Source organism: Propioniciclava sinopodophylli, assembly GCF_004324755.1.
Classification (GTDB): Bacteria; Actinomycetota; Actinomycetes; order Propionibacteriales; family Propionibacteriaceae; genus Propioniciclava; species Propioniciclava sinopodophylli.
On the sequence record NZ_SDMQ01000001.1, the window covers coordinates 133,496 to 156,613 of the forward strand.

A 23,118-nucleotide genomic window follows, 5' to 3' on the forward strand; every position below is an offset into this window, starting at 1 on the left:
ATGGCCTCAGATGCCGGCGTAGGAGTGGAGGCCCACAGTCAGCAGGTTGACGCCGACGAAGTTGAACCAGAAGGTGATGACGCCGAGGATCGCCAGCCACGCGGCGCGGACGCCCTTCCAGCCGGCGGTGACGCGCGCGTGGAGGTAGGCGGCGTAGACGACCCACGTGACCAGCGACCAGGTCTCCTTGGGGTCCCAGCCCCAGAAGCGGCCCCACGCGTAGTCGGCCCAGACGGCTCCGGCGAGGATGGTGAACGTCCACAGCGGGAAGGCGAAGCGGTGGACGCGGAAGCTGAAGTCGTCCAGGGCGGACGCCTTGGGCAGCCGGGCCAGGTAGCCCGCCACGGTGCCCCTGGCCTCGGCGCGCGTGCGGATGAGGTAGAGGATCGCGGCGATCGCGGCCACGTTGAAGGCGGCCGCCGAGACGGCAGCGGCGACGATGTGGATGATGAACCACACCGAGTGCAGCGCGGGCACGAGCGGCGCGATGGCCACGTAGAAGACGGTGACGGCCAGGCCCTGGCCCACCGAGAGCAGGAGGGTGACGGGCAGGCCCAGCCACGTCCACCCGCGCCGCCACACGAGCACGAGGTAGAACACGACGGCGAAGGCCAGCGAGCTGGTCACGAACTCGTACATGTTGCCCCAGGGCAGGCGGTCGGCGGCCACGCCTCGGAGCACGACGCCGGCGATGTGGGCGATCGCGCCCACGGCGGTCAGGGCGACGCCGATGCGGCCGAACAGGCGGACGCGGTGCTCGGCGGGCTCCTCGGGGGCGAGGACGACCGGGCCACCGGCGCCGACGAGCTCGCGCACGGGCACGGTCTCCGGCTTGCGCGCGGCGGCCCACTCGGCGGCGTGGGCGACCATCGCCAGCAGGTAGATGACGGCCGACAACACCATCGGCAGGCTCGTGTAGGCGCTCATGCGTCCTCCTCTTCGTCGACGACGGCGGCGTCGCAGTGTTGTTCGGTGGCGTCCAGGACGCCGGCGGCAGCCGCGAGTCCGGTCACGTCCTCGTCCAGCCCTGTGGACGAGTCTGCCCGATCGAGGCCCCCGGCCTCGACCCGGGGCCCGTCCGGGCCCTCCACCACGCGCACCCAGAGGCGGCGCGGGCGGATGTAGAGGCTGAGCAGCATGCCGGCCACGGCGAGGCCGACCGACGTGATCACGAGCCACAGGCCCGGCTCATCGGAGACCTGCAGCTTCGTCCAGCGGCGCCAGTCGTCGAAGGACAGGCTCGAGCCGTCGGGCAGGTCGATGGCCTGACCGGGTGCGATGCGGAAGGTGACGACGTTGCCCTCGGGCGTCCGCATCTGCTCCAGGCCGTCCTTGGTCAGCGAGTACACCGACTCGGGGCGTCCGGTCTCGTCGCGGGGCGGGCCGGTCCAGACGTTGACGAACAGCTCGGGGGCCAGGGCGTCGGGGAAGACAGAGCGCGGGCCCTGCTCGTCCACGATGGCGGTGGGGAGGAAGAAGCCCTCGAAGCCGAGGTAGTTCGGGCGGGCGTCCGGCGCCTTGATGACGCCGAGGGAGGTGAAGTTGCCGTCCTGCGGCAGGAACACCACGGGCCCGGAGAAGGCGACGTCGCCGTTCGGATCGGTGACGGTCACCACCGGTGCGTAGCCATGGCCGATGAGGTGGACCTGGGTGCCGTCGACGACGAGCGGGTGGTTGACCTCGATCATCGCCTGCTCGGGCTCGCCTGCGCCGTGGGCGATGCGGACGTTGGCCTCGAACACGCGCGCGGCGCCGCGCTGGACGTCGCCGGTCTCGAACTTGGCGATGAAGCTGTCCACCCAGATGGTGAAGGGCTGCAGGTTGGCCGGACGGAAGGCCGCGCCCGCGGTGAAGTCGTCGTACTGGGTGAGGTTGTTGCTGAACGCCTGGCCCTCGACGATGACGACCTCGCCCTTGTAGTGGAGCATGGTGTTCCAGGCGACGCCGACCAGCATGAGGGCGAAGCTGAGGTGGAACAGGATGTTGCCGAACTCGCGCAGGTAGCCGCGCTCGGCCGCGACCGAGTCGCCGTCGCGGCGGACGCGGAACCGCTTCGACCGCAGCCACTCCTCGGCCCCGCCCAGGGCCGCGTCGGCGGACAGGGTGGTGGTGCCGGTGGCGCTGGCCGGGAGGCGGTCCAGGCGCTTGGGCGTCCGGGCCGGCGGCTGGCGGACGGAGCGGAGGTAGACCGCGATGCGGGGCACGATGCAGCCGATGAGCGAGACCGTGAGCAGCAGGTAGACCGCGGCGAACCACGGCGAGCCGTACACGTCGAACAGCCCGAGCGCCTCGTACAGGTCGGCGACGGCCGGGTTGGCCTCCTTCCAGTCCGAGACGCGGATGGGCGCGACCGGACGCTGCGGCAGCAACGAGCCCGGGATGGCCACCAACGCCAGGGCGAGCAGGAGCAGCAGCGCCGTCCGCATGGACGTCAGCTGCACCCAGAACAGGCGGAGCAGCGCCACTAGATCACCACCCCGTACGTCGAGGCCCACTGGCGGAAGATGCCCATCAGGCGGTCCCACAGGCCGGTGACGAGCAGGACGCCGACGACCACCATCATCGCCCCGCCCAGCTTCTGGAGCAGGCCCTGGTGGCGCTTGACCCAGTCCAGGGTGCCGGCGAAGCGATCGAAGGCCAGACCGGCGACCAGGAAGGGGACGCCGAGGCCGATCGCGTACGCCAGCGCCAACACGGCGCCGCGGACGGCGGTGCCCTCGTTCAGGGCCAGCGTCAGCACGACCGACAGTGTGGGGCCGATGCACGGCGTCCAGCCCAGGCCGAACACGACGCCGAGCAGCGGCGCGGCGGCCAGCCCGACGGCGGGAGCGCGGCCGACGCGGTAGGTGCCCTGGCCGAGGCGGATGACGCCGGCGAACACCAGCCCCAGCACGATCGCGACGATGCCGATGGCCACCGAGATGGGTCGGCTCCAGGTCAGCAGCAGGCTGCCCAGCCCGCCGAACAGCGCGCCGGTGGAGACGAACACCAGCGCGAAACCGGCGATGAACAGGCTGGTGCCGAGCAACATGCGGCCGCGGCTGCCCGTCCCCGACGTCACGTCGGAGGCCGTCAGCCCGGTCGCGTACGACAGGTAGCCCGGCAGCAGGGGCACCACGCACGGGGAGAAGAACGAGACGACCCCGGCCAGGACCGCAACGGGCAGGGCCAGCAGCATCGAGCCGCCGGCCGCCTGGGCGAACCACGCCCCGAGGTCGAGGGCCGTCACTTGCCGGCCGCCACGTCGTCGACCAGCCCGGTGATGGTGGACCGGGTGGTCTCCCCCAGCACCCGGGCGGCGATGCGGCCCTCGGCGTCCACCACGAGGGTGGACGGGATGGCGCTGGGCGGCAACTGCTGGCCGAACTTGAGCAGCTCGCGCCCGTTCGGGTCGAACACGCTGGGGAACGTCACGTCGAAGGCGCGCATGAAGGCCAGCGCGGGCGCCTGGTCGAGGTCGCGGGTGTTGATGCCGACGAACTGGGCGACGTCGGCGGTGTCGCGGGCCGCGGCCTCCAGGGCAGGGGCCTCCTTGCGGCACGGGGCGCACCAGCTGCCCCAGACGTTGTAGACGATGACCTTGCCGGCCAGCTGGTCGGAGTCGAAGTCGCCGCCCCCCAGCAGCTCACCGGTCACGCGCGGTGCGGGCTGGCGCTCGGCCACCGGCACGATCGTCAGCGAGCCGTCGCCGCCGACGAAACCGCCCTCGGCGGTCGGTCCGGTGCCGCAGGCGCTGAGCACGAGCACGGACGCCACGGCCAAGGCCACCCCCCGGGGGAATCGCCGCGAGCGCGGGGAAGTCAGCGTCACCCGGCTCACATCCCGGGCCTGAACAGGCGGCGTCCGACCGGGTACAGGTCCGCGGCCGGCTCGGTGTACCCGACACGCACGACGCGGCCGTCGAGGAAGTGGAAGCTGGTCACCGACGCCAGCCGGCACTCGCGGTTGGCCGGGTTGTGCAGGTAGCTGCGGCCTTCGGCGTCCAGCCGGGCCACGTAGATCGGCAGCTGGTGGGACACCACGAGCGCCTGGCCGCCCACAGGCACGGACGCCGCCATGTCGGCGATCGCGGCGCGCATGCGGGCCGCGACCTCACGGTAGGGCTCGCCCCACGAGGGAAGGAACGGGTTGCGCAGGTGCCACGCGTTGGCGGGGAACAGCAGCCTCTGGTTGAACCGGCCGAAGTTGCGGCCCTCCAGGGTGTTGCCCGCCTCGATGACGCGGGGCTCCTCGGTCACCTCGAGGTGGGGGTGCCGGGCCGCGATGGGGGCCATGGTCTCCTTGGCCCGCTGCAGGGGCGAGACGTACAGGGCGTCCAGCGGCACGTCGGCGAAGTGGTCGGCGAGCCGCTCGGCCATCTGCTTGCCGAGTTCGCTCAGCCCGTAGCCCGGCAGGCGGCCATACAGCACGTGGTCCGGGTTGAGGACCTGCCCGTGGCGGCACACGTGGACGATGGTGGGCTGCATGGCCGTAAGCATAGGCGCTCAGGCGAGGGCGGCCGCGAGCCGCCCGGCGTCCACGAACCACAGCCCGTGCTGCTCGCCGTCGACGAACGTCACGGGCACGTGGTCGGTGTACTGCCTGCGCAATGCGGGGTCGGCATCGACGTCGACGGCCTGCCACCGAACGTCATGTTCGGCGCAGACCGTCTCGATGATCGCGATCGCCTCGTCGCAGAGGTGGCACCCCTCGCGCGTCAGGACGACCACGCGGGCGTCCGACTGCGCCGGGAGGTGCCGCGGGATCACTTGCCAGCGCGGCGGCGCTGGATGCGCGTCTTCTTCAGCAGCTTGCGGTGCTTCTTCTTGGCCATCCGCTTGCGACGCTTCTTGATGACAGAACCCACGTGTTACTCCTCAGGACGCCCCCGAACCTCAGGGGCGGGGATGAATTGGTTGCCGCGCACCCGATGCGGGCCCGCAAGGACAGCATTCTACTCGCTGGCACGGACGCCGATCAAACGGTGCCCACGGCGTCCGGCCCTGGGCTCAGCTGCCGCCCAACTGGGCGGACCGGTCGCGGGCGGCCTCCATCGCGGCCATGAAGGCGGCCTTGACGGAGCGCTCCTCAAGGTGGCGCAGCGCGGCGGCGGTGGTACCGGCCGGGGACGTCACCATCTCGCGCAGCAGGTTGGGGTGCTTGTCGGACTCCACGAGCAGCTTGGCCGACCCGTACATGGTCTGGTTGACGAGGATGGTCGAGACGTCGCGGGGCAGGCCGAGCATGACGCCGGCGTCGATCATGGCCTCGACGACGAAGAACAGGTAGGCGGGGCCGGAGCCGGAGACTGCGGTCACGGCGTCCTGGTACTTCTCGGGCACGACGACCGCCTGCCCGACCGCCTCCATGATGTGGACGGCCTTCTCCAGGTCGACCTCGGAGGCGTGGACGCCCGGGGAGATCGCGGCCATGCCTTCGGAGACCTGGGCGGGCGTGTTCGGCATCACCCGGACGACGGGGGTGCCCTCGGGCAGCCCGCCCTCCAGCTGCCCCGTGGTCACGCCGGCGCACAGGGACACCACCAGGGCCCGGTCGGACAGCCGCGGCGCGATGGCGGGCAGCAGGTCGGCGACGTCCTGCGGCTTGACGACCAGCAGCACGGTGTCGGCCCCGTCGACGGCGTCGGCGGGCGACTCCACGCAGCGGACGCCGTAGCGCCCCTCCAGCTCATGCCGGCGGGACTCGCGCCGGTCGGCGCCCACGATGGACGAGGGCGTCCAGCCGGCCCTCAGCAGGCCGGCGAGCAGGGTCTCCCCCATCACGCCGGTGCCGATGAGGGCGGTGTGGCTCACTTCTTGCCGGCCAGGATCTCGGCGACCTGGATCGCGTTGAGCGCGGCGCCCTTGCGGAGGTTGTCGCCGCTCAGGAAGAGCACGAGGCCGCGCTTGCCAGGGACGCCCTGGTCCTGGCGGATGCGCCCCACGAACACGTCGTCGGCGCCGGCCGCCACGCGCGGCTGGGGAACCTCGGCCAGCTGGACGCCGGGGGCGTTGCTGAGCAGTTCGGTCGCCTGCTCGGGGGCGATGTCGCGCTCGAACTCGGCGTGCACGGCGAGGCTGTGGCCCGAGAAGACCGGGACGCGCACGCAAGTTCCGGACACCAGCAGCTCGGGCAGGTGCAGGATCTTGCGGGACTCGTTGCGGAGCTTCTGCTCCTCGTCCGTCTCGCCGGAGCCGTCGTCGACGATCGAACCCGCGAGGGCGACCACGTTGTAGGCGATGGGCGCCACGTAGGGGGCGGTGTCGCCGGCCTCGACGGCCGAGCCGTCGATGGCCAGCGGGCGGGGGTCCTCGATGGCGGCGACCTGGCCGGCCAGCGCCTCGACGCCCTTGACGCCCGAACCGGAGACGGCCTGGTAGGTCGCCACCGTGAGGCGGGTCAGACCGGCGGCGTCGTGCAGCGGCTTGATGACCGGCATCGCGGCCATCGTGGTGCAGTTCGGGTTGGCGATGATGCCCTTGGGCGGGTTGATGGCGTCCTCGGGGTTGACCTCGCTGACGACCAGCGGCACGTCGTCGTCCTTGCGCCAGGCCGACGAGTTGTCGACGACGGTCGCCCCGAGGGCGGCGACCTTGGGGGCGTACTCGCGCGACATGGTGGCGCCGGCGGACATCAGTGCGATGTCGAGGCCGCTGAGGTCGGCGGTGGCGGTGTCCTCGACGGTCACGTCCTTGCCCTTGAACGGGATGGTCCTGCCGGCCGACTTGGCCGAGCTGAAGAACCGCACCTCATCGAGGGGGAAGTCCCGCTCCTCGAGGAGGGCCCGCATGACCTGACCGACCTGACCGGTTGCACCGAAGACTCCAACACGCATGGGGCTCATCCTACGGTGGCACCCCGGGGCGGCCGCGAGGCGTCCCACGGTGTTGCCGCGGCTAGAACCAGTCGGTGTACGGCGCGACCAGGGCGTAGCCGATGAAGCTGACCAGGTCGAGGATCACGTGCGCGACCACGAGCGGCATGACCCGCCCCCAGCGCTTGTACATCCAACCGAAGACCAGGCCCATGACGATGTTGCCGACGAACCCGCCGAAGCCCTGGTAGAGGTGGTACGCCCCGCGGATCACGGCGCTGACGACGATGGCCACCCACGGCCCCATCCGCATCTGCTCGAACCGCTTCAGGACGAAGCCGAGCATCACGACCTCCTCCAGGAGGCCGTTCATCAGCGAGTAGCCGACCAGGACCGGGATGGTCCACCAGTTCGCGGCCAGGTTGGCCGGGGCGACATTCGTGTTGAACCCGAGCTCGCGTGCTGCGAAGTAGAACGCCAGCCCCGGGATGCCGATGACCGCCGCCGCGAGGAAGCCGCGGGCCAGGTCGAAGCCCGGCCGCTTCAGGTCGAAGCCGATCGAGGCGCGGTCCCCGGTGAGCCTGAGCAGGTAGAGCGCCAGCAGCATCGGCACGAGCGGGAAGGTCATGCCGGCGAGCTGGTAGGCCAGGTCGAGCCAGCTGCGGTCGGGCGTGACCGAGTTGTTGATGGAGGTCGTCTGCTGGTTGAGCGGGACGTCCCGGGTCATCTTCTCGACGATGGACAGCAGCGAGTAGACCGCGGACTGGCCCAGCGAGACGCCCAGGACCAGCAGCACCTCGGTCAGGTGCTTCGGCCTCACGGGACCACCGGCAGCGACAGTGCCTCACGCGTCCAGGCCAGCGCGCGCGCCAGCGCCTCCTCCCGCGCCGAGCGCGAGCCGATCGAGCGCGTGTTCAGCTCCAGCACGACATGCCCGGCGAAGCCGCGGGACGCCAGCGTGGACAGCACGCGCCGGGCCTCCTGGTCGCCCTCGCCGGGGAAGAGGTGCGAATCGGCGATGGAGCCGTCCCCGTCCGTGAGGTGGACGTGGGTGAGCCGCTCGCCCCAGGCGTCCACGAGGTCGAGCGACTTCTGCTTCGACGTCGAGGCGTGGGACAGGTCGAGGGTGAGGTGGTCGTAGTCGCGCTCGGTCGGGTCCCAGCCGGGCGAGTAGGCGCGCACCTCGGTGCCGCGCGGCCCGCGCCAGGGGAACATGTTCTCGACGGCGAAGATGATGCCCGTGGTGCGCTCGAGGCGGCGGATGCCCTCCACGAAGCCCTGCGCGTAGCTGCGCTGCCAGCGGAACGGCGGGTGCACGACCACGGAGTCGGCGCCCAGGCGGTGGGCGGCCAGGGCGGAGCGCTCGAGCTTCTCCCACGGGTCGTTGCCCCACGTGCCCTGGGTGACCAACAGGGTCGGCGCGTGGATGGAGAGGACCTCGACGCCGTGGTAGTCGCGGAGCTGGACGAGGGCGTCGACGTCGCGGCTGACGGGGTCGATGCCCACCATGACCTCGACCCCGTCGTAGCCCAACCGGCTCGCCAGCTCGAAGCAGCTGCCGGTCGACTCGGGGTAGACGGACGAGGTGGAGAGCCCGACGCGGGGCGATCGCTGCGCCTCGGTCCCGGGCCACGCTGGCTTGCCACTCACGCGGCCAGCATAGGCACCCGGCGGCCGCGGCGGCAGGCGAACCCCTTGCGGGCAAGGTGTCTCGATGTCGTGATATGCGCTCCCACTGAGGCTTTCGGCCCCGATTGGCGTGCTCACGCGCGGATGGGTTTGAATGCTGTCATGCGTCTGTCGAATCTCTCCTTCGCCGCCGGTCCGGACGGCTTGGCCGCCGCGGTCGGCCGTCTCGAGGACGTGCTCGGCGTCGAGTTCCGCGACGGTGGGTTCCACCCGCGGTTCGGCACGCGCAACAACATCCTCTCCATGGCCGACGCCCGCTTCATCGAGGTCGTCGAGGTGCTGGAGCACCCGGCCGCCGAGAAGGCCGTGTTCGGGCAGGCCGTGCGGGCCCGAACCGAGCTGGGCGGCGGCTGGCTGGCGTGGGTCCTGGAGGTCGACGACATGTCGCCCCTGGAGGCCCGCCTCGGGCGCCGAGCCGTCGACGGCACCCGCCAGTTCCCCGACGGGCGCCGCCTCGACTGGCAGCAGATCGGCATCAAGGGCCTGATGGCCGACCCGCAGCTGCCCTTCTTCGTGAAGTGGACCAGCGAGCCGGAGCTGCGCCCCTCCGCCCTGCCTCCGGAGCCGGTGGAGCTGCTGGAGATCCGCCTGTCGGGCTCGCCCGAGCGCGTCTCCGACTGGATCGGCGACTCGCTGGGGCCCGTCTTCGACGGCGTCGCCCTGACGTTCAACTCCCCCAACGGTAACCCGGGCATCGAGGCCGTCACCTTCCGCTGCCCCAACGGCATCGTCACCATCTGACGCCCCCCCCGCCGATGACCGGACGCCCACGGCGCCCGGTTTGTCTGGGCGAGGCCCTAGGTTGGGGGACATGGCCAGGACCAGCACGAACTACCGCTGCACCGAGTGCGGCTGGACGACGGGGCGCTGGGTCGGCCGCTGCGGCCAGTGCCAGGCCTGGGGCAGCCTGTCCGAGGGCGAGCCGACCTCGACGCGGGCGGTCGCGTCCCAGCGGCCGGCCCAGCCGGCGATCCGCATCACCGAGGTCGAGGCCAACACCGCCCGCGGCGTCCGTACGGGCATCGGCGAGCTCGACCGGGTGCTCGGCGACGGCCTCGTCCCGGGCGCCGTCGTCCTGCTGGGCGGGGAGCCGGGGGTGGGCAAGTCCACGCTGCTGCTCGAGGTGGCGGCGCGCTGGGCGTCCGCGGGGCGCCGGACGCTGTACGTGACGGCCGAGGAGTCGGCCGCCCAGGTACGGCTGCGGGCCGACCGGACGGGCGCGCTGCACGACGAGCTGTTCCTGGCCGCCGAGTCCGACCTCGGCGTCGTGCTCGGCCACATCGAGGAGCACTCCCCCAGCCTGCTGGTGCTCGACTCGGTGCAGACCGTGCAGGCGCAGGGCACCGACGGCGTCGCCGGCGGCGTCGCGCAGGTGCGCGAGGTCACCAACGCGCTGGTCCGCACCGCGAAGCGCCGCAACATGGCGGTGCTGATCATCGGCCATGTGACCAAGGACGGGGCGCTCGCGGGCCCCCGCACGCTGGAGCACCTCGTCGACGTGGTGCTCAGCTTCGAGGGCGAGCGGCACGGCGGCTTCCGCATGGTGCGCGCCACCAAGAACCGGTACGGCCCGGCCGACGAGGTGGGCTGCTTCGAGATGACCGAGACCGGCATCCGTGAGGTGCCCGACCCCTCGGGGCTGTTCACGTCCAGCCGCGGGCCCACGGCGGGTACGTGCGTGACCGTGAGCCTGGAGGGGCGGCGTCCGCTCGTGGCCGAGGTGCAGGCGCTCGTGGTGCCCACCAGCCTGCAGCAGCCGCGCCGGATGACCCACGGCCTGGAGAACGCCCGCGTCACCCTCACCCTGGCGGTGCTACAGCGCCGGGCCGGCCACAAGCTGCACACGCGCGACGTGTACGCCTCGACGGTCGGCGGGGTGCGCCTGAGCGACCCGGCCGCCGACCTGGCGCTGGCCATCGCCGTGGCGTCCGCGCTGCGAGACGAGGAGCCGGTCGGCAAGCTGCTCGCGATCGGCGAGGTCAGCCTGTCCGGCGAGGTGCGGCGGGTGCCGGCGCTGGGACGCCGCCTGGCCGAGGCCGCCCGCCTCGGCTTCGAGCGCGCGATCGTGCCCGAGGGGTCGGGCAAGGAGGTGGCGGCCGCCGGCCTCCGGGTCATCGAGGTCGCCTCCATCGACGAGGCGCTCAAGGCCGCGTTCGGCACCCCGTCGGGCAAGGTCGTCGGCCTGGAGAAGCGGCGCCGCGAGCATGGCGCCGAGGGGGCGTCCGCGGCGCCGCACTAGACTGGGCCGCACACACCTTGGTTCCCGGGAGGCCTGCGTGAGCATCGGACGGTTGCCGGACGAGATCGTCCAGCTCGCCCCGGGCACGCCCCTGCGGGACGGCTTGGACCGCATCGTGAGCGGCCACACCGGCGCGCTGGTCGTGCTGGGTACCAACCCGGCGCTGGCGGCGATCTCCACCGGCGGGTTCCCCCTCGACATCCGCTTCAACGCCACCCGCCTACGCGAGCTCGCGAAGATGGACGGGGCGATCGTGCTCAGCACCGACCTGACCCGCATCGTGGCGGCCGCCGTGCACCTCTCCCCCGCGGCGGACGTGCCGACGTCGGAGACGGGGACCCGGCACCGGACGGCCGAGCGAGTCGCCAAGCAGGTGGGCCTCCCGGTGGTCACCGTTTCGGCCTCCATGGACACCATCTCGCTGTTCGCCGGTGCCGGGCGCCAGATCGTGCCCCGACCCGACCAGTTGCTCGACCGCGCCGGCCAGGCGCTGGCGGCGATCCAGGGCACCCGGCAGCGGCTCAACGACTCCCTCGACCGGCTCACCACCCTCGAGGTGCACGACAGCGTCACCCTGCGCGACCTCGCGCACGTCGCCCAGCGCTTCGAGATGGTCAACCGCCTGGCCGACGAGGCCACGACCTACATCAGCGCGATGGGCGGGGACGGCCGCTTGGCCGCGCTCCAGTTGCACGACCTGGTCGACGACCTCACGCCACTGTCGTCGCTGCTGCAGCGCGACTACGTCACGGAGGGCGCCGAGGCCATGCCGTTCGCCACGCTGGCACGCCTGGATGACCACGAGCTGTTCGACATCGTGCTGGTGGCGCGCTCGCTGGGTTTCGGCGGCGACCTCCACCTGGACTCCCCCATCCACCCCCGCGGGTTCCGCCAGCTGGCGGCCATCCCGCGGCTTCCCCCGGGCGTCCGGGGCCAGCTCGTGGCCCACTTCGGCGACCTCGGCGCCCTGTACGGGGCCTCGACCGGCGAGCTGCTGGCCGTTGAGGGCGTCACCCCCGAGATCGCCCACACGGTCCGCGACGGGCTGACCCACATCGCCGAGCGCGCCCTCACCAACTAGATGGACCGCCCCGCCCTCGTCGCCCGCGTGGCGGCCTGGTATGCCGCGCACGCGCGGCCCCTGCCGTGGCGAGCCCCCGATTGCACGCCCTGGGGCGTCATGGTCAGCGAGTTCATGCTGCAGCAGACGCCGGTGGTGCGCGTCCTCCCCGCCTGGGAGGCGTGGCTGTCCCGCTGGCCCACCCCCGCCGCGCTGGCTGCGGAGGAGCCCGGCGAGGCCGTCCGCGCATGGGGACGCCTCGGCTACCCGCGACGCGCGCAGCGCCTGCACGCGGCTGCCATCGCCATCCGCGACGAGCACGGCGGCGCGGTGCCCGCCGACCTCGAGGCGCTGCGCTCCCTCCCCGGCGTCGGCGAGTACACCGCCGCGGCCATAGCGTCCTTCGCCCACGGGCGGCGCCACGTCGTGCTCGACACCAACGTCCGCCGCGTCCTGTCCCGGCTGGAGGGCGGCCAGCAGTACCCGCCCGCCACCCTCACCCGCGGCGAGCGCGAGCGGGCCGCCGCCTGGCTGCCCGAGTCGGACGCCGACGCCACCGCGTGGGCCGCGTCCTCGATGGAGCTCGGCGCCCTGATCTGCACCGCCGACGCCCCGCGTTGCGACGCGTGCCCGGTCCAGGAGGCCTGCGTCTGGCTGGTCGCCGGGCGTCCTGCGTGGGACGGGCCGCCGAGGGTCGGGCAGGCCTACGCCGGCACCGACCGCCAGTGCCGCGGCGTCCTGCTCGGCGCGCTGCGCACCGCGGACGCCGCCTCCGACGACACCCTGCTGGCGCTGTGGACCTCCGATCCCGCCCAGGCACGGCGGGCGCTCGCGTCGCTGCTGGCCGACGGGCTGGTGCGCCGGCGTCCGGACGGGTCGGTGACCCTGTAGGGGCCTCCACAGGCTCAGCCGCCTGCTGTCGTTCCGCCCCGCCTGGGGAACCAACGACGAAGCCCCCAGCCCTGATGGGCTGGGGGCTTCGCACGTCGGGAACTCAGCCCTCCTGCGTGCCGCTCAGGTCGGCCGGGGCGTGGTCCGGCAGCTCGGCGCGCTGCTGGCCGGTGAAGGTGAACGGCAGCTCCGACCCCTCCTCTGCCACGTCGACCACCACGATCTCACCGGAGCTCAGCTCGCCGAAGAGGATCTTCTCGGCGAGGATGTCCTCGATGTCGCGCTGGATCGCACGGCGCAGCGGGCGGGCGCCCAGCACCGGGTCGAAGCCGCGCTTGGCGATCGACGTCTTGGCGGCGTCGGTGAGGACGATGCCCATGTCGCGATCAGCGAGGCGCTCCTCCACCTGGGCCACCATCAGGTCGACGATGTGCTCGATGTCGGCCTGCGTCAGCTGGTGGAACACAATGATCTCGTCGACGCGGTTCAGGAACTCGGGGCGGAAGTGCTGCTTGAGCTCGTCGGTCACCTTCGCCTTCATCTTGTCGTAGCCCCCGACCGGGTCGTCCGACCTGCTGAAACCGAGGTTGACGGACTTGCTGATGTCGCGCGTTCCGAGGTTCGTGGTCATGACGATAACAGTGTTCTTGAAATCGACGACGCGGCCCTGGGCATCCGTCAGGCGACCCTCGTCCAGGATTTGGAGGAGGGAATTGAAGATGTCCGGGTGCGCCTTCTCGATCTCGTCGAACAGCACCACCGAGAACGGCTTGCGACGCACCTTCTCGGTGAGCTGGCCACCCTCCTCGTACCCCACGTAACCGGGGGGCGAACCGAACATCCGCGAGGCTGTGTGCTTCTCGGAGTACTCGGACATGTCGAGGGTGATCAGAGCGTCCTCGTCGCCGAAGAGGAACTCGGTCAAGGCCTTGGTCAGCTCGGTCTTGCCGACGCCCGAGGGGCCGGCGAAGATGAACGAGCCGCTGGGCCGCTTCGGGTCCTTCAGGCCTGCGCGCGTGCGGCGGATCGAACGGGACAGCGCCTTCACGGCGTCCGTCTGCCCGATGTAGCGCTTGCCGATCTCGGCCTCCATCTGGAGCAGTCGCGCGCTCTCCTCCTCGGTGAGCTTGAAGACCGGGATGCCGGTGGCGCTGGAGAGCACGACCGCGATCTCCTCCTCGCCCACCTCGGGCGGGGCCCCCTGGTCGCCGTTCTTCCAGTTCTCCTCGAGTTTGTTGCGCTCGGCGATCAGCTTCTTCTCGTCGTCGCGCAGGCGCGCGGCACGCTCGAAGTCCTGGCCGTCGATCGCGGCCTCCTTCTCGCCGCGGGTCACGGCGATGCGCTCGTCGATCTCGCGCAGGTCCGGCGGGGCCGTCATGCGCTTGATGCGCAGGCGGGCGCCGGCCTCGTCGATCAGGTCGATCGCCTTGTCGGGGAGGAAGCGGTCCTGGATGTACCGGTCGGCCATCTGGGCGGCCGCGGTCAGCGCGGCGTCCGTGATGGTGATGCGGTGGTGCGCCTCGTAGCGGTCGCGCAGGCCCTTGAGGATCTCGATGGTGAGCGCGATGGAGGGCTCGGCCACCTGGATCGGCTGGAAGCGGCGCTCGAGCGCGGCGTCCTTCTCGATGTGCTTGCGGTACTCGTCCAGCGTGGTCGCGCCGATGGTCTGCAGCTCGCCGCGGGCCAGCATCGGCTTGAGGATCGACGCGGCGTCGATGGCGCCCTCGGCGGCACCGGCACCCACCAGCGTGTGGATCTCGTCGATGAACAGCACGATGTCGCCGCGCGTCTTGATCTCCTTCAGCACCTTCTTGAGGCGCTCCTCGAAGTCGCCGCGGTAGCGGGAACCCGCCACCAGGGCGCCGAGGTCGAGGGTGTAGATCTGCTTGCCGCGCAGGGTCTCGGGCACGTCGCCGCGGACGATCTGCTGGGCGAGGCCCTCGACGCAGGCGGACTTGCCGACGCCGGGCTCACCGATCAGGACCGGGTTGTTCTTCGTGCGGCGGCTCAGCACCGTCATGACGCGCTCGATCTCCTTCTCGCGCCCGATGACCGGGTCGAGCTGGTTGTCGCGCGCCGCCTGGGTGAGGTTGCGGCCGAACTGATCCAGGATCGTCTGGTTGCCCTGCTGTGGCGCCTCGGGGGCACCCGCCGTCGAGGGCTTCTCGCTGCCCTGGAACCCGCTGAGCAGCTGCAGGACCTGGTTGCGGACGCGGTTGAGATCCGCGCCCAGCTTGATGAGGACCTGGGCCGCCACGCCCTCGCCCTCGCGGATGAGGCCGAGCAGGATGTGCTCGGTGCCGATGTAGGGGTGGTTGAGCTGCAGCGCCTCGCGCATCGACAGCTCCAGGACCTTCTTGGCCCGCGGGGTGAACGGGATGTGGCCGGTCGGCGCCTGCTGGCCCTGACCGATGATCTCCTCCACCTGGGCGCGCACAGCCTCCAGCGAGATGCCGAGGGATTCCAGCGCCTTCGCGGCGACACCCTCGCCCTCATGGATCAGGCCGAGCAGCAGGTGCTCGGTGCCGATGTAGTTGTGGTTGAGCATGCGCGCCTCGTCCTGGGCCAGGACGATCACGCGCCGCGCGCGGTCGGTGAACCGATCGAACATGAGCTCTCCTTGATCTCCGGCCTCCAGCCGGATCGCCCGCTGGACGCGGGCCTTGTTGCGTCAGTCTAGTCAACGCGTCCGGACCGACACTTGTTCCGTGTTCGCCCTCGGCATAGCGGACGCCCCGGGTGCGGTTGCACCCGGGGCGTCCTCGACCGGTCCAGGAACCCGATCAGCTGTGGGCGGCCTCGTAGGCGGCGCGGACCTCGTCGCGGACGCGGCCACGGTCGGAGACCTCCATGCCCTGGGCGCGCGCCCACTCGCGGATGTCGTTGGCCGAGCCGGCCCCCGAACGAGTACGACGGCCCGCGGAGGCGGCGGGACGCCCCGCCTGCTTGCGGCCGGCGACGCGACGCGCGGAGGCGACCCAGGTGGCCAGGCCGTCACGCAGCTTGGCGGCGTTGTCGGCGGTCAGGTCGATCTCGTAGCTGACGCCGTCGAGCGAGAAGGTGACGGTCTCGTCGGCCGGCGTACCGTCGCCCAGGAGGTCGTCGGTGAGTTCGATGCGGACACGCTGTGCCATGCACATTCCTTTCGAAGAATTGACTGGCCCGGCGGGAAGCCCAAACGCATCCGCCCGTGGCCGGACCAAATGTATACCCGGGTGGCGCCCCGATCAATCCGCAAATAGGATTCACGGGTGCCCATGACCGAATCTGTCGTCCGTATCGGCGGCATTCCCGACCCCCATTTCGGCGGGGAGTTGATCGACCTGGGCCCGACGCATCCGGGTTCGGCAGGCATCCTCGACGTCCGCATTTCGACGACCGGCGTCGCCATCGCCTCGGCCGATCCGCACCCGGGTTCCCTCCATCGCGGGGTGGAGATGATCCTCACCGCCCGCGACTACCGGCAGGCCCTCAGCCTCGCCAACCGCCACGACTGGCAGGCGCCGTTCTTCGGCGAGTGGGCCCTGGCCCGCCTCGTCGAGGACGCGCTCGGCATCGAGGCCCCCGCCCGCGCCCGCTGGCTGCGCGCGGTCGGCGCCGAACACAGCCGCATCGCCTCGCACCTCGCGTACCTGTCCTTCGTCGGGCACCGGCTGGGCGACGCGTCCCTCGGCACCGACGGCGTCCGCGAGGCGCTGCGAGGGCAGACCGCCGCCTGGACCGGCAACCGGGTTCACCCCATGGTCGTCCGGCTCGGCGGCGTGGCCGCCGACCTGCCCGCGGGGTGGGCGGACGCCGAGCGCGGGGTGGTGGCGCGGGCGTCCGAGCTGGCTGAGCGGATCGGCACGGCGGTCGCCGCCGGGTTCGGGGCGGGGGTCGCCCCCGTGTCCGCGGCGGTGGTGGACGCACACGGCCTCGCCGGGGCCGTGGCGCGGGCGTCCGGCGTGGCGACCGACCTGCGGCGCGCCGGCAGCCTGCACGAGGAGCCGTGGGCAGGCCTGGCCGACCTGCTCGCCGTGGACGCCGCGGCCACCGGCGACGCGCAGGCCCGGTTCGCGCACCTGGCCGCCGAGGTGGTCGCGTCCGCGGCGATGCTCGGGCGGCTGCTGGACGCCCTCCCCGACGGACCGCTGGTCGCCCACCTGCCGAAGGTGGTGAAGCTGCCCGACGGTGACTGGCTCGCCGCCGTCGAGGCGCCGCTCGGACGCGCCGGGATGGTCGTCACCTCCCGCGGGGAGAAGACGCCGTGGCGGCTACGGTTGCGGACTCCCTCGTTCGCCAACGTGTCCGCGTGGCCGGCGGTGCTGCCCGGCACCGACCGAGCCGACCTCGACGTGGCCATCGCGTCCCTGCCGTGGGTGGCGGGCGACCTGGACAAGTAGCCCTTCGACAGGCTCAGGGAACGGCGGAACCCCCGGCACCGGGCCGGGGGTTCCGCGATGTTCGGGTCAGTTGGCGTGACGCGCCTGGACCTCGGCGACGAACGGCTGCGCGAGGCGCTGCAGGTCGAGGTCGACCACGGTGGGGGCCTCGAGGGCGTCCCACGCGCCGGTGCCGTCGGTGGCGCGGCGGCGCGGCAGCGCGAAGACCTCGGCGTCGCCCTCGCCGACCTCGGCGGTGGCGGCGGCCAGCTCGCTGCGCAGGCCGGTGTTCTCCATGCGCAGGGCCTCGTTGTCGCCGCGCAGGCGGGAGACCGTCTGCTGCGCCTCACCGAGGGCCACCTTGGTGTCGACCAACACCTCCTTGGTGGAGTCGAGCTCGGTGCGAGCCTCGTCGAGGGCCCCTGCGATCGCCTGGACGCGGGCGTCCACGGTGGTGAGGACGCCGCGCTGGTTGGCGTGCAGCTGCCGGGTGCGCTCGCGCTCGGCGGCGCGGGCGGCGGCAGCCTCGGCCACTGCCTGGACGCGCCACTCGCGGAACTCCACGAGCGCGGCCCACGTGGCGAGGAAGCCGGCGACCAGGGCCACGACCACGGCCACCCAGTCGAGGAACGGGACCCACTGGCTGGCGACCATCAGGCCGAGGGACAGCACGGTGCCCCCGATGAGCGAGGAGGCCAGCAGGATGCGGCGGCGGGTACGGGGCGCGGGGGAGGTCGAGGTCGTCACCCCCTCAGGCTACCGGCCCGCGCCTCAAGATCCGGGGGTGCCGTGCGGGGTGTTGGGCGTTTCGTCGCCGGGCTCGTCCGGGTCGTCGGGCAGGCGGCAGACGGCCTCCAGCGCGCGTCCGGCCAGCACCCAGCCGACGCAGGCCAGCACGGCGAGTCCGGCATGCACGACGCGCACGACGGCCAGGGGTGCGGGAAGGGCGTCCGCCGCCGCCCACGCCAGCGCGGCGTACCCGCCGAACAGCAACGCGCCCCCGATCTGGGAGGTCTTGCCGAGCAGCAGTCTGGTGACGGCCTGCTGCGGGTCCAGCGAGGCCCGGTCACGGGCCAGCGTGCGCCGCGTGCGGCGGGCCAGCCAGGTGATGCCGCCGGCGATCAGGGCGATGGACGCCCACGACACCACCCCCGGGATGGGCAGCGAGCCGCTCTGGTCCTGCCACCAGGCCAGCGCCAGCCGGGTGACCACGAGGACGCCGGCGGCCGACCCCGCCACGTGCAGCGGCGGGGTCGGCCGGATGGTCGGGCCGTCGGTCACGGAAGGTGGATCGTCGCGCCCTCGACGCGCTCGACGCCCGAGGGGTCCACGTCGGCCAGCAGGTCGGCGACCGGGCCGACGCCCGAGAGCTCGGCCCCCGGGTCGGCCTCCAGCCACGGCACCAGCACGAAGGCGCGCTCGTGGGCGCGGGGGTGCGGGAGGGTCAGGTGCTCATCGGTGCGGCGCCGGTCGCCGAGCTGGATGAGGTCGATGTCGATGGTGCGCGGACCCCACCGCTCCTCGCGGACGCGACCCAGGTAGTACTCGATCGCCTGCACGCGCTCCAGCAGGATCGACGAGGACATCATCGTCTCGGCGAGCACGACGATGTTGAGGAAGTCGGGCTGGTCGGTCTTTCCGACCGGGGCCGTCCGATACACCGAGGACACGTCGGTGACGATCACGTCCGGGGTGGACGCGATCGCGTCGACAGCCTGCTGCAGGGTCTCGAGCACCTCGCCTTGGTTGCCACCCAGCGAGAACACGACGCGGCGCAGCGGCTTCATGCCGCTCAGGGTGTCGATGTCGAGGTCGATGACGGGATAGTTCACGGTTTCCTCCTCGTGCACGTGACCGTGACGTCCCCGAACGGGACGGCAATCGGCGCGCTCGGCTTGTGGACGGTGACGGTGGCCCGCTCGACGAGCGGGTCGGCCAGGCAGGTCTGGGCGAGGCGTCCGGCCAGGGTCTCGATCAGGTCGACCGGGTCGCGCTCCACGTCCGCCACCAGGGCGTCCGCGAGGCCACCGTAGTCGACGGTGGTGGCCAGGTCGTCGACCAGGGCCGGACGCCGGACGTCCAACTCGGCGTCCACGACGAACTCCTGTCCCTCGCGCCGCTCGAAGTCGAACACGCCGTGGAAGCCGGTGGCCCGCACGCCCGTCAGGCGGATCGTCACCAGGTGGTCGTCCATCACTGTCCCATCCGTTCGGCGACGGCGATCGCGTCGCGCGTGGCGCGCACGTCATGTACCCGGACGCCCCACACGCCGCGCGCGGCGAAGTAGCCCGACAGCCACGCCGTCGCGACGTCGCGCTCGCGCGGGGGCCGCGGCGACTCGGGCGTGCCCAGCAGGCTGCCGAGGAAGCGCTTGCGGCTCACGGCCAGCAGGAGCGGAAAGCCGAGGGCGTCCAGAGCCTCCCACCGGCGCAGGATCGCCCAGTTGTGTTCGGCGTTCTTCGCGAACCCGATGCCCGGGTCGAGGACGAGCTTGTCGGCCTCGATGCCGGCGGCGAGCGCTGCGGCCCTGCAGGCGGCGAGCTCGCGGGCGACGTCGGCCACGACGTCGTCGTAGACGGCCCTCTCGCCCATCTCCCGGGAGTGCCCGCGCCAGTGCATGGCGATGTACGAACCGCCCAGCCGCGCGACCGTGCCGAGCATCTCCGGGTCGGCGAGGCCGCCGGAGACGTCGTTGATCCACGTGGCGCCGGCCTCCAGCGACGTTGCGGCGACCGCGGCGCGGGTGGTGTCGACGGAAACCTTGACGCCGGCGTCCGCCAGCGCGCGGACGACGGGGACGACGCGGGCGAGCTCGGTCGCCTCGTCGACGCGGTCCGAGTCGGGGCGGGTGGACTCCCCGCCGACGTCGACGACGTCGGCGCCGTCGGCCACCAGCGCCAGGCCGTGCGCCACGGCGGCGTCCGTGTCGGCCCACGAGCCGCCGTCGGAGAACGAGTCGGGCGTGACGTTCAGGACGCCCATGATCAGCGTGCGCGCCATCGGGAACCTCAGCCGATGATGAGGCCCATGGCCTCGGCGCGGGTGGCCGCGTTGCGGAGCGCGCCACGCACCGCGGACGTGACGGTACTGCTGCCGGGCTTGCGGACGCCCCGCATCGTCATGCACTGGTGCTCGGCCTCGACGACCACCATGACGCCCTGGGGCTGCAGGTGGTGCACGAGGGCGTCGGCGATCTGGCCGGTGAGGCGCTCCTGCACCTGCGGACGCCGGGCGAACACGTCGACGAGGCGTGCCAGCTTGGACAGTCCGGTGATCTTGCCGTCGCGGCTGGGGATGTAGGCCACGTGGGCGACCCCGTGGAACGGCAACAGGTGGTGCTCGCACGTGGACCAGAGCTCGATGTCCTTCACGAGCACCATCTCCTCGTGCTCGATATCGAACGTCACGCCGAGCGGGTCGCCGGGGTCCTGGTCGAGGCCGGAGAACATCTCGGCGTACGCGCGCGCCACCCGCTCGGGTGTGCCGACGAGGCCGTCGCGGTCCGGGTCCTCCCCGATGGCGCTGAGGATCTCGCGGACCGCCGCGGCGACCCGCTCCTGGTCGACCGCCATGTCAGCGCCCCTGCCCGGGCTGCGGCGCCTGGCCGGGCGGGTAGGGACCCTCGCCGGGACCGGTCGGCGGGTGCGGCGCGCTCGGCGGCGGGTAGGCGCCGGGCTGGTTCCACGGGCCGGGGCCCTGCTGCGGCGGCTGGTCGTACGGGCCGGGCGGCTGGCTGCCCCACGGGCCGACGGGCGGGCCGGGCTGCCACGGGCCGGGCTGGCTCGGGGGCTGCTGCCCCCAAGGGCCAAGGCCAGGGCCGGGGGCGCCGGGCAGACCGGCCGGCTGGGCAGCCGGGCCCACGGCGTCCGGCACCTTGCGCTCGGGTGGGTCGATCGGGGGCACGTCGGAGGGGATGCGGTCGGGCGAGCCCGTCCAGGCCGGACGCCGCGGGCGCTTCTTCAGCGGCTCGAAGACGCGGGCGACGTGCTCCTTGTCGAGGGTTTCGTGCTCGAACAGCTGGCGGACGAGCTCGTCGAGCACCTCGCGGTTCTCCTCGAGGACGTCGAACGCCTCCTGATGCGCGGTCTTGATGAGGGCGGCCACCTCGGAGTCGATGATCGCGGCGATCTCCTCGGAGTGGTCGCGCCCGCCGCCCATGCCCGCCTGCATGCCCAGGAACGGCTCGGTGTTCGCCCCGCCGAACTTCACCGCACCCAGCGCCTCGGACATGCCGTAGTCGGCGACCATCGCGCGGGCGACCTTGGTGGCCTTCTCGATGTCGTTGGCCGCACCGGTTGTGGGGTCGTGGAAGACGAGCTCCTCGGCGGCGCGGCCGCCCAGCATGTAGGCCAGCTGGTCGAGCAGCTCGCCGCGGGTCTGGGAGTACTTGTCGGCGTCCGGCATCACCATCGTGTAGCCGAGCGCCCGTCCGCGCGGCAGGATCGTGACCTTCTGCACGGGGTCGTTGCCAGGCATGGCCGCGGCGACCAGCGCGTGTCCGCCCTCGTGGTAGGCGGTGATGAGCAACTCGCGCTCGTTCATGACACGGGTTCGCTTCTGCGGGCCGGCGATGACGCGATCGATGGCCTCGTCGAGGTTCTCCTTCGTGATCCACTGCCGGTTCTGGCGGGCGGTCAGCAGGGCGGCCTCGTTGAGGACGTTGGCCAGGTCGGCGCCGGTGAAGCCCGGGGTGCGCTTGGCGACCGACTCGAGGTCGGCGTCCACGGCCATCGGCTTGTTCTGCGCGTGGACGCGGAGGATCTGCAGGCGGCCCTTCATGTCGGGGGCCTCGACGGGGATCTGGCGGTCGAAGCGGCCCGGGCGCAGCAGCGCCGGGTCGAGCACGTCGGGGCGGTTGGTGGCCGCGATCAGGACGACGCCGCCCTTGACGTCGAAGCCGTCCATCTCAACCAGCAGCTGGTTGAGTGTCTGCTCGCGCTCGTCGTGGCCGCCGCCCATGCCGGCGCCGCGGTGGCGTCCGACGGCGTCGATCTCGTCGATGAACACGATGGCCGGGGCGGCCTCCTTGGCCTGCTCGAACAGGTCGCGGACGCGGGAGGCGCCGACGCCGACGAACATCTCGACGAAGTCCGAACCGGAGATCGAGAAGAACGGGACGCCCGCCTCACCGGCGACCGCGCGGGCCAGCAGGGTCTTGCCGGTTCCGGGCGGGCCGTACAGCAGGACGCCCTTAGGAATCTTGGCGCCGACGGCCTGGAACTTGCCGGGTTCGGCGAGGAACTCGCGGATCTCCTGGAGCTCCTCGATGGCCTCCTCGCAACCGGCGACGTCGGCGAACGTGGTGCGCGGGGTGTCCTTGCTGGCGACCTTGGCCTTGCTCTTGCCGAAGCCGAGCACGCGGTTGCCGCCCTGGGCCGAGTTGAGCATGAAGAAGAACAGGAAGCCGATGAGCAGGAACGGCAGGACGCCCATCACGAACAGCGACATGAACCCGTTGCCCGGGTTCTCGCCGCGCCACTGGTCGAGGGTCTTCTCCGCGACACGCTCGTTGAGGCGCTCGACGATCCCCTGGCTCTGCTGGCCGACCCAGTTGGCGCGCATGCGCGCGCCGCCGTTCTCCTTGTACTCCAGGCGGATCTCCTGGTCGCCGTCGACCATGACGACCTCGCGGAGCGGGTCGTTGCCCTCGATGGCCTGGATGATCTGCGACGTCGGCACTTGCTGGTAGCGGCTGGACGCCGAGAACAGGTTCATCCCGAGAACGATCAGCAGGAAGGCGGCGAGGATCCACAGGAACGGGCTGCGGAGGAGCCGTGGTGCTTTCATTCCACTCCCTGTCTGGGGCGAGTTGGGTCGCGATTGAGCCTACCGGACCACCCCAACGCCGAGGGCTTGGGTTCAGTCCGCCGAGGGCTTGCCCCTGCGAGCCGTGAGGTCGCTGAGGTGTGAGCGGAGCGAGCCTCGAAGTGCCGAAGGCAAGCCCTCGGCGCCCTGGAGGCAAGCCCTCGGCGCCCTGGAGGCAAGCCCTCGGCGCCCTGGAGGCAAGCCCTCGGCGCCCTGGCCGGAGGGTCCAATTCGGATACAGCGAGGGCATCGACCCTTCCCGCGCCCGGGGGCGGCGGGT

General features: G+C 72.1%; 25 protein-coding genes. 5 read left to right on the forward strand and 20 right to left on the reverse strand.

The annotated features are described in order from the left end of the window. Nucleotides 1-6 precede the first annotated feature (6 nt). From ccsB to ET989_RS00680, 11 genes are all read right to left on the reverse strand, one after another. Complete coding sequence (gene ccsB / locus ET989_RS00630; RefSeq protein ID WP_131166628.1) at nt 7-927, reverse strand: c-type cytochrome biogenesis protein CcsB; 921 nt, start codon at nt 925-927, stop codon at nt 7-9. Then, complete coding sequence (gene resB, locus ET989_RS00635) at nt 924-2,465, reverse strand: cytochrome c biogenesis protein ResB (RefSeq protein ID WP_241656150.1); 1,542 nt, start codon at nt 2,463-2,465, stop codon at nt 924-926. The genes ccsB and resB overlap by 4 nt, the downstream gene beginning before the upstream one ends. Next, entirely contained in the window at nt 2,465-3,178 is a 714-nt protein-coding gene (locus ET989_RS00640; RefSeq protein WP_131166910.1) for a cytochrome c biogenesis CcdA family protein, read from the reverse strand. The genes resB and ET989_RS00640 overlap by 1 nt, the downstream gene beginning before the upstream one ends. 47 nt (nt 3,179-3,225) lie before the next feature. Beyond that, the gene (locus ET989_RS00645; protein WP_180320740.1) at nt 3,226-3,768 is read right to left on the reverse strand and encodes a TlpA family protein disulfide reductase; all 543 of its coding nucleotides are present in this window, start codon (nt 3,766-3,768) and stop codon (nt 3,226-3,228) included. A gap of 47 nt (nt 3,769-3,815) precedes the next feature. Beyond that, nucleotides 3,816-4,466 (reverse strand): histidine phosphatase family protein, encoded by a 651-nt coding sequence (locus ET989_RS00650; RefSeq protein ID WP_206662161.1) that lies wholly within the window; start codon nt 4,464-4,466, stop codon nt 3,816-3,818. An 18-nt stretch (nt 4,467-4,484) separates the two neighbouring features. After that, nucleotides 4,485-4,748, reverse strand: a complete 264-nt coding sequence (locus tag ET989_RS00655) for a glutaredoxin family protein (protein ID WP_241656151.1) — start codon at nt 4,746-4,748, stop codon at nt 4,485-4,487. After that, a complete protein-coding gene (locus ET989_RS00660) occupies nt 4,745-4,846 on the reverse strand; it encodes a 30S ribosomal protein bS22 (protein ID WP_002550589.1) in 102 nt (33 codons plus the stop codon). Before ET989_RS00660 ends, ET989_RS00655 begins: the two co-directional genes overlap by 4 nt. A 142-nt stretch (nt 4,847-4,988) precedes the next feature. Then, complete coding sequence (gene proC / locus ET989_RS00665; RefSeq protein ID WP_131166630.1) at nt 4,989-5,792, reverse strand: pyrroline-5-carboxylate reductase; 804 nt, start codon at nt 5,790-5,792, stop codon at nt 4,989-4,991. After that, complete coding sequence (locus ET989_RS00670; protein ID WP_131166631.1) at nt 5,789-6,823, reverse strand: aspartate-semialdehyde dehydrogenase; 1,035 nt, start codon at nt 6,821-6,823, stop codon at nt 5,789-5,791. The genes proC and ET989_RS00670 overlap by 4 nt, the downstream gene beginning before the upstream one ends. 52 nt (nt 6,824-6,875) lie before the next feature. After that, entirely contained in the window at nt 6,876-7,613 is a 738-nt protein-coding gene (locus ET989_RS00675; protein ID WP_241656152.1) for a CPBP family intramembrane glutamic endopeptidase, read from the reverse strand. Further along, nucleotides 7,610-8,443 (reverse strand): sugar phosphate isomerase/epimerase family protein, encoded by an 834-nt coding sequence (locus ET989_RS00680; protein ID WP_131166632.1) that lies wholly within the window; start codon nt 8,441-8,443, stop codon nt 7,610-7,612. The genes ET989_RS00675 and ET989_RS00680 overlap by 4 nt, the downstream gene beginning before the upstream one ends. A 141-nt stretch (nt 8,444-8,584) precedes the next feature. Here ET989_RS00680 and ET989_RS00685 point away from each other — a divergent pair, with 141 nt between their 5' ends. The 4 genes from ET989_RS00685 to ET989_RS00700 all read left to right on the forward strand — a co-directional run bounded on the left by ET989_RS00685 (nt 8,585) and on the right by ET989_RS00700 (nt 12,672). After that, nucleotides 8,585-9,223, forward strand: a complete 639-nt coding sequence (locus tag ET989_RS00685) for a VOC family protein (RefSeq protein ID WP_131166633.1) — start codon at nt 8,585-8,587, stop codon at nt 9,221-9,223. A gap of 70 nt (nt 9,224-9,293) precedes the next feature. Next, a complete protein-coding gene (gene radA / locus ET989_RS00690; protein ID WP_131166634.1) occupies nt 9,294-10,721 on the forward strand; it encodes a DNA repair protein RadA in 1,428 nt (475 codons plus the stop codon). Nucleotides 10,722-10,758: 37 nt separating this feature from the next. Then, nucleotides 10,759-11,802, forward strand: coding sequence for a DNA integrity scanning diadenylate cyclase DisA (gene disA, locus ET989_RS00695; protein WP_241656153.1), 1,044 nt, complete (start codon nt 10,759-10,761; stop codon nt 11,800-11,802). Further along, a complete protein-coding gene (locus ET989_RS00700; RefSeq protein WP_131166636.1) occupies nt 11,803-12,672 on the forward strand; it encodes an HhH-GPD family protein in 870 nt (289 codons plus the stop codon). Between the two features lie 103 nt (nt 12,673-12,775). On the opposite strand, the gene ET989_RS00705 is transcribed toward ET989_RS00700, so the two are convergent. Both ET989_RS00705 and ET989_RS00710 read right to left on the reverse strand, forming a co-directional pair. Continuing rightward, nucleotides 12,776-15,283, reverse strand: a complete 2,508-nt coding sequence (locus ET989_RS00705; protein ID WP_131166637.1) for an ATP-dependent Clp protease ATP-binding subunit — start codon at nt 15,281-15,283, stop codon at nt 12,776-12,778. 172 nt (nt 15,284-15,455) lie between these two features. Then, nucleotides 15,456-15,806, reverse strand: coding sequence for a histone-like nucleoid-structuring protein Lsr2 (locus ET989_RS00710; protein ID WP_131166638.1), 351 nt, complete (start codon nt 15,804-15,806; stop codon nt 15,456-15,458). 123 nt (nt 15,807-15,929) lie between these two features. On the opposite strand from ET989_RS00710, the gene ET989_RS00715 reads away from it, so the two are divergent. Then, nucleotides 15,930-17,054, forward strand: a complete 1,125-nt coding sequence (locus ET989_RS00715; protein WP_131166639.1) for an NADH-quinone oxidoreductase subunit D-related protein — start codon at nt 15,930-15,932, stop codon at nt 17,052-17,054. Nucleotides 17,055-17,120: 66 nt separating this feature from the next. Here ET989_RS00715 and ET989_RS00720 read toward each other — a convergent pair whose 3' ends face one another. From ET989_RS00720 to ftsH, 7 genes are read right to left on the reverse strand one after another with little or no spacing between them, the layout of a single operon-like run. After that, entirely contained in the window at nt 17,121-17,780 is a 660-nt protein-coding gene (locus ET989_RS00720; RefSeq protein WP_131166640.1) for a hypothetical protein, read from the reverse strand. Between the two features lie 24 nt (nt 17,781-17,804). Next, on the reverse strand, nt 17,805-18,314 hold the full coding sequence (locus ET989_RS00725) for a DUF3180 family protein (RefSeq protein WP_165489961.1): 510 nt from the start codon (nt 18,312-18,314) through the stop codon (nt 17,805-17,807). Continuing rightward, nucleotides 18,311-18,865, reverse strand: a complete 555-nt coding sequence (gene folK / locus ET989_RS00730; protein ID WP_241656154.1) for a 2-amino-4-hydroxy-6-hydroxymethyldihydropteridine diphosphokinase — start codon at nt 18,863-18,865, stop codon at nt 18,311-18,313. The genes ET989_RS00725 and folK overlap by 4 nt, the downstream gene beginning before the upstream one ends. Next, on the reverse strand, nt 18,862-19,227 hold the full coding sequence (gene folB, locus ET989_RS00735; RefSeq protein WP_131166642.1) for a dihydroneopterin aldolase: 366 nt from the start codon (nt 19,225-19,227) through the stop codon (nt 18,862-18,864). The genes folK and folB overlap by 4 nt, the downstream gene beginning before the upstream one ends. Continuing rightward, nucleotides 19,227-20,033: a dihydropteroate synthase gene (folP, locus tag ET989_RS00740; protein ID WP_131166643.1), complete on the reverse strand. Its 807-nt coding sequence runs from the start codon at nt 20,031-20,033 to the stop codon at nt 19,227-19,229. Before folP ends, folB begins: the two co-directional genes overlap by 1 nt. An 8-nt stretch (nt 20,034-20,041) precedes the next feature. After that, nucleotides 20,042-20,605 carry a GTP cyclohydrolase I FolE gene (folE, locus tag ET989_RS00745; RefSeq protein WP_131166644.1) on the reverse strand — a complete coding sequence of 188 codons (564 nt, stop codon included), beginning with the start codon at nt 20,603-20,605 and terminating at the stop codon, nt 20,042-20,044. A gap of 1 nt (nt 20,606) precedes the next feature. Then, a complete protein-coding gene (ftsH, locus tag ET989_RS00750; RefSeq protein ID WP_131166645.1) occupies nt 20,607-22,820 on the reverse strand; it encodes an ATP-dependent zinc metalloprotease FtsH in 2,214 nt (737 codons plus the stop codon). Between the last annotated feature and the right edge of the window lie 298 nt (nt 22,821-23,118).

Excerpts from the sequence above, each read along its gene's own strand:
- ET989_RS00710 (WP_131166638.1), bottom strand. The coding sequence starts at position 15,806 with ATGGCACAGCGTGTCCGCATCGAACTCACCGACGACCTCCTGGGCGAC.
- ET989_RS00640 (WP_131166910.1), bottom strand. The coding sequence starts at position 3,178 with ATGCTGCTGGCCCTGCCCGTTGCGGTCCTGGCCGGGGTCGTCTCGTTC.
- folB (WP_131166642.1), bottom strand. The coding sequence starts at position 19,227 with ATGGACGACCACCTGGTGACGATCCGCCTGACGGGCGTGCGGGCCACC.
- ET989_RS00705 (WP_131166637.1), bottom strand. The coding sequence starts at position 15,283 with ATGTTCGATCGGTTCACCGACCGCGCGCGGCGCGTGATCGTCCTGGCC.
- ET989_RS00685 (WP_131166633.1), top strand. The coding sequence starts at position 8,585 with ATGCGTCTGTCGAATCTCTCCTTCGCCGCCGGTCCGGACGGCTTGGCC.
- ET989_RS00670 (WP_131166631.1), bottom strand. The coding sequence starts at position 6,823 with ATGAGCCCCATGCGTGTTGGAGTCTTCGGTGCAACCGGTCAGGTCGGT.
- ET989_RS00715 (WP_131166639.1), top strand. The coding sequence starts at position 15,930 with ATGACCGAATCTGTCGTCCGTATCGGCGGCATTCCCGACCCCCATTTC.
- ET989_RS00650 (WP_206662161.1), bottom strand. The coding sequence starts at position 4,466 with ATGCAGCCCACCATCGTCCACGTGTGCCGCCACGGGCAGGTCCTCAAC.
- ET989_RS00700 (WP_131166636.1), top strand. The coding sequence starts at position 11,803 with ATGGACCGCCCCGCCCTCGTCGCCCGCGTGGCGGCCTGGTATGCCGCG.
- ccsB (WP_131166628.1), bottom strand. The coding sequence starts at position 927 with ATGAGCGCCTACACGAGCCTGCCGATGGTGTTGTCGGCCGTCATCTAC.
- ftsH (WP_131166645.1), bottom strand. The coding sequence starts at position 22,820 with ATGAAAGCACCACGGCTCCTCCGCAGCCCGTTCCTGTGGATCCTCGCC.
- radA (WP_131166634.1), top strand. The coding sequence starts at position 9,294 with ATGGCCAGGACCAGCACGAACTACCGCTGCACCGAGTGCGGCTGGACG.
- folP (WP_131166643.1), bottom strand. The coding sequence starts at position 20,033 with ATGGCGCGCACGCTGATCATGGGCGTCCTGAACGTCACGCCCGACTCG.
- folE (WP_131166644.1), bottom strand. The coding sequence starts at position 20,605 with ATGGCGGTCGACCAGGAGCGGGTCGCCGCGGCGGTCCGCGAGATCCTC.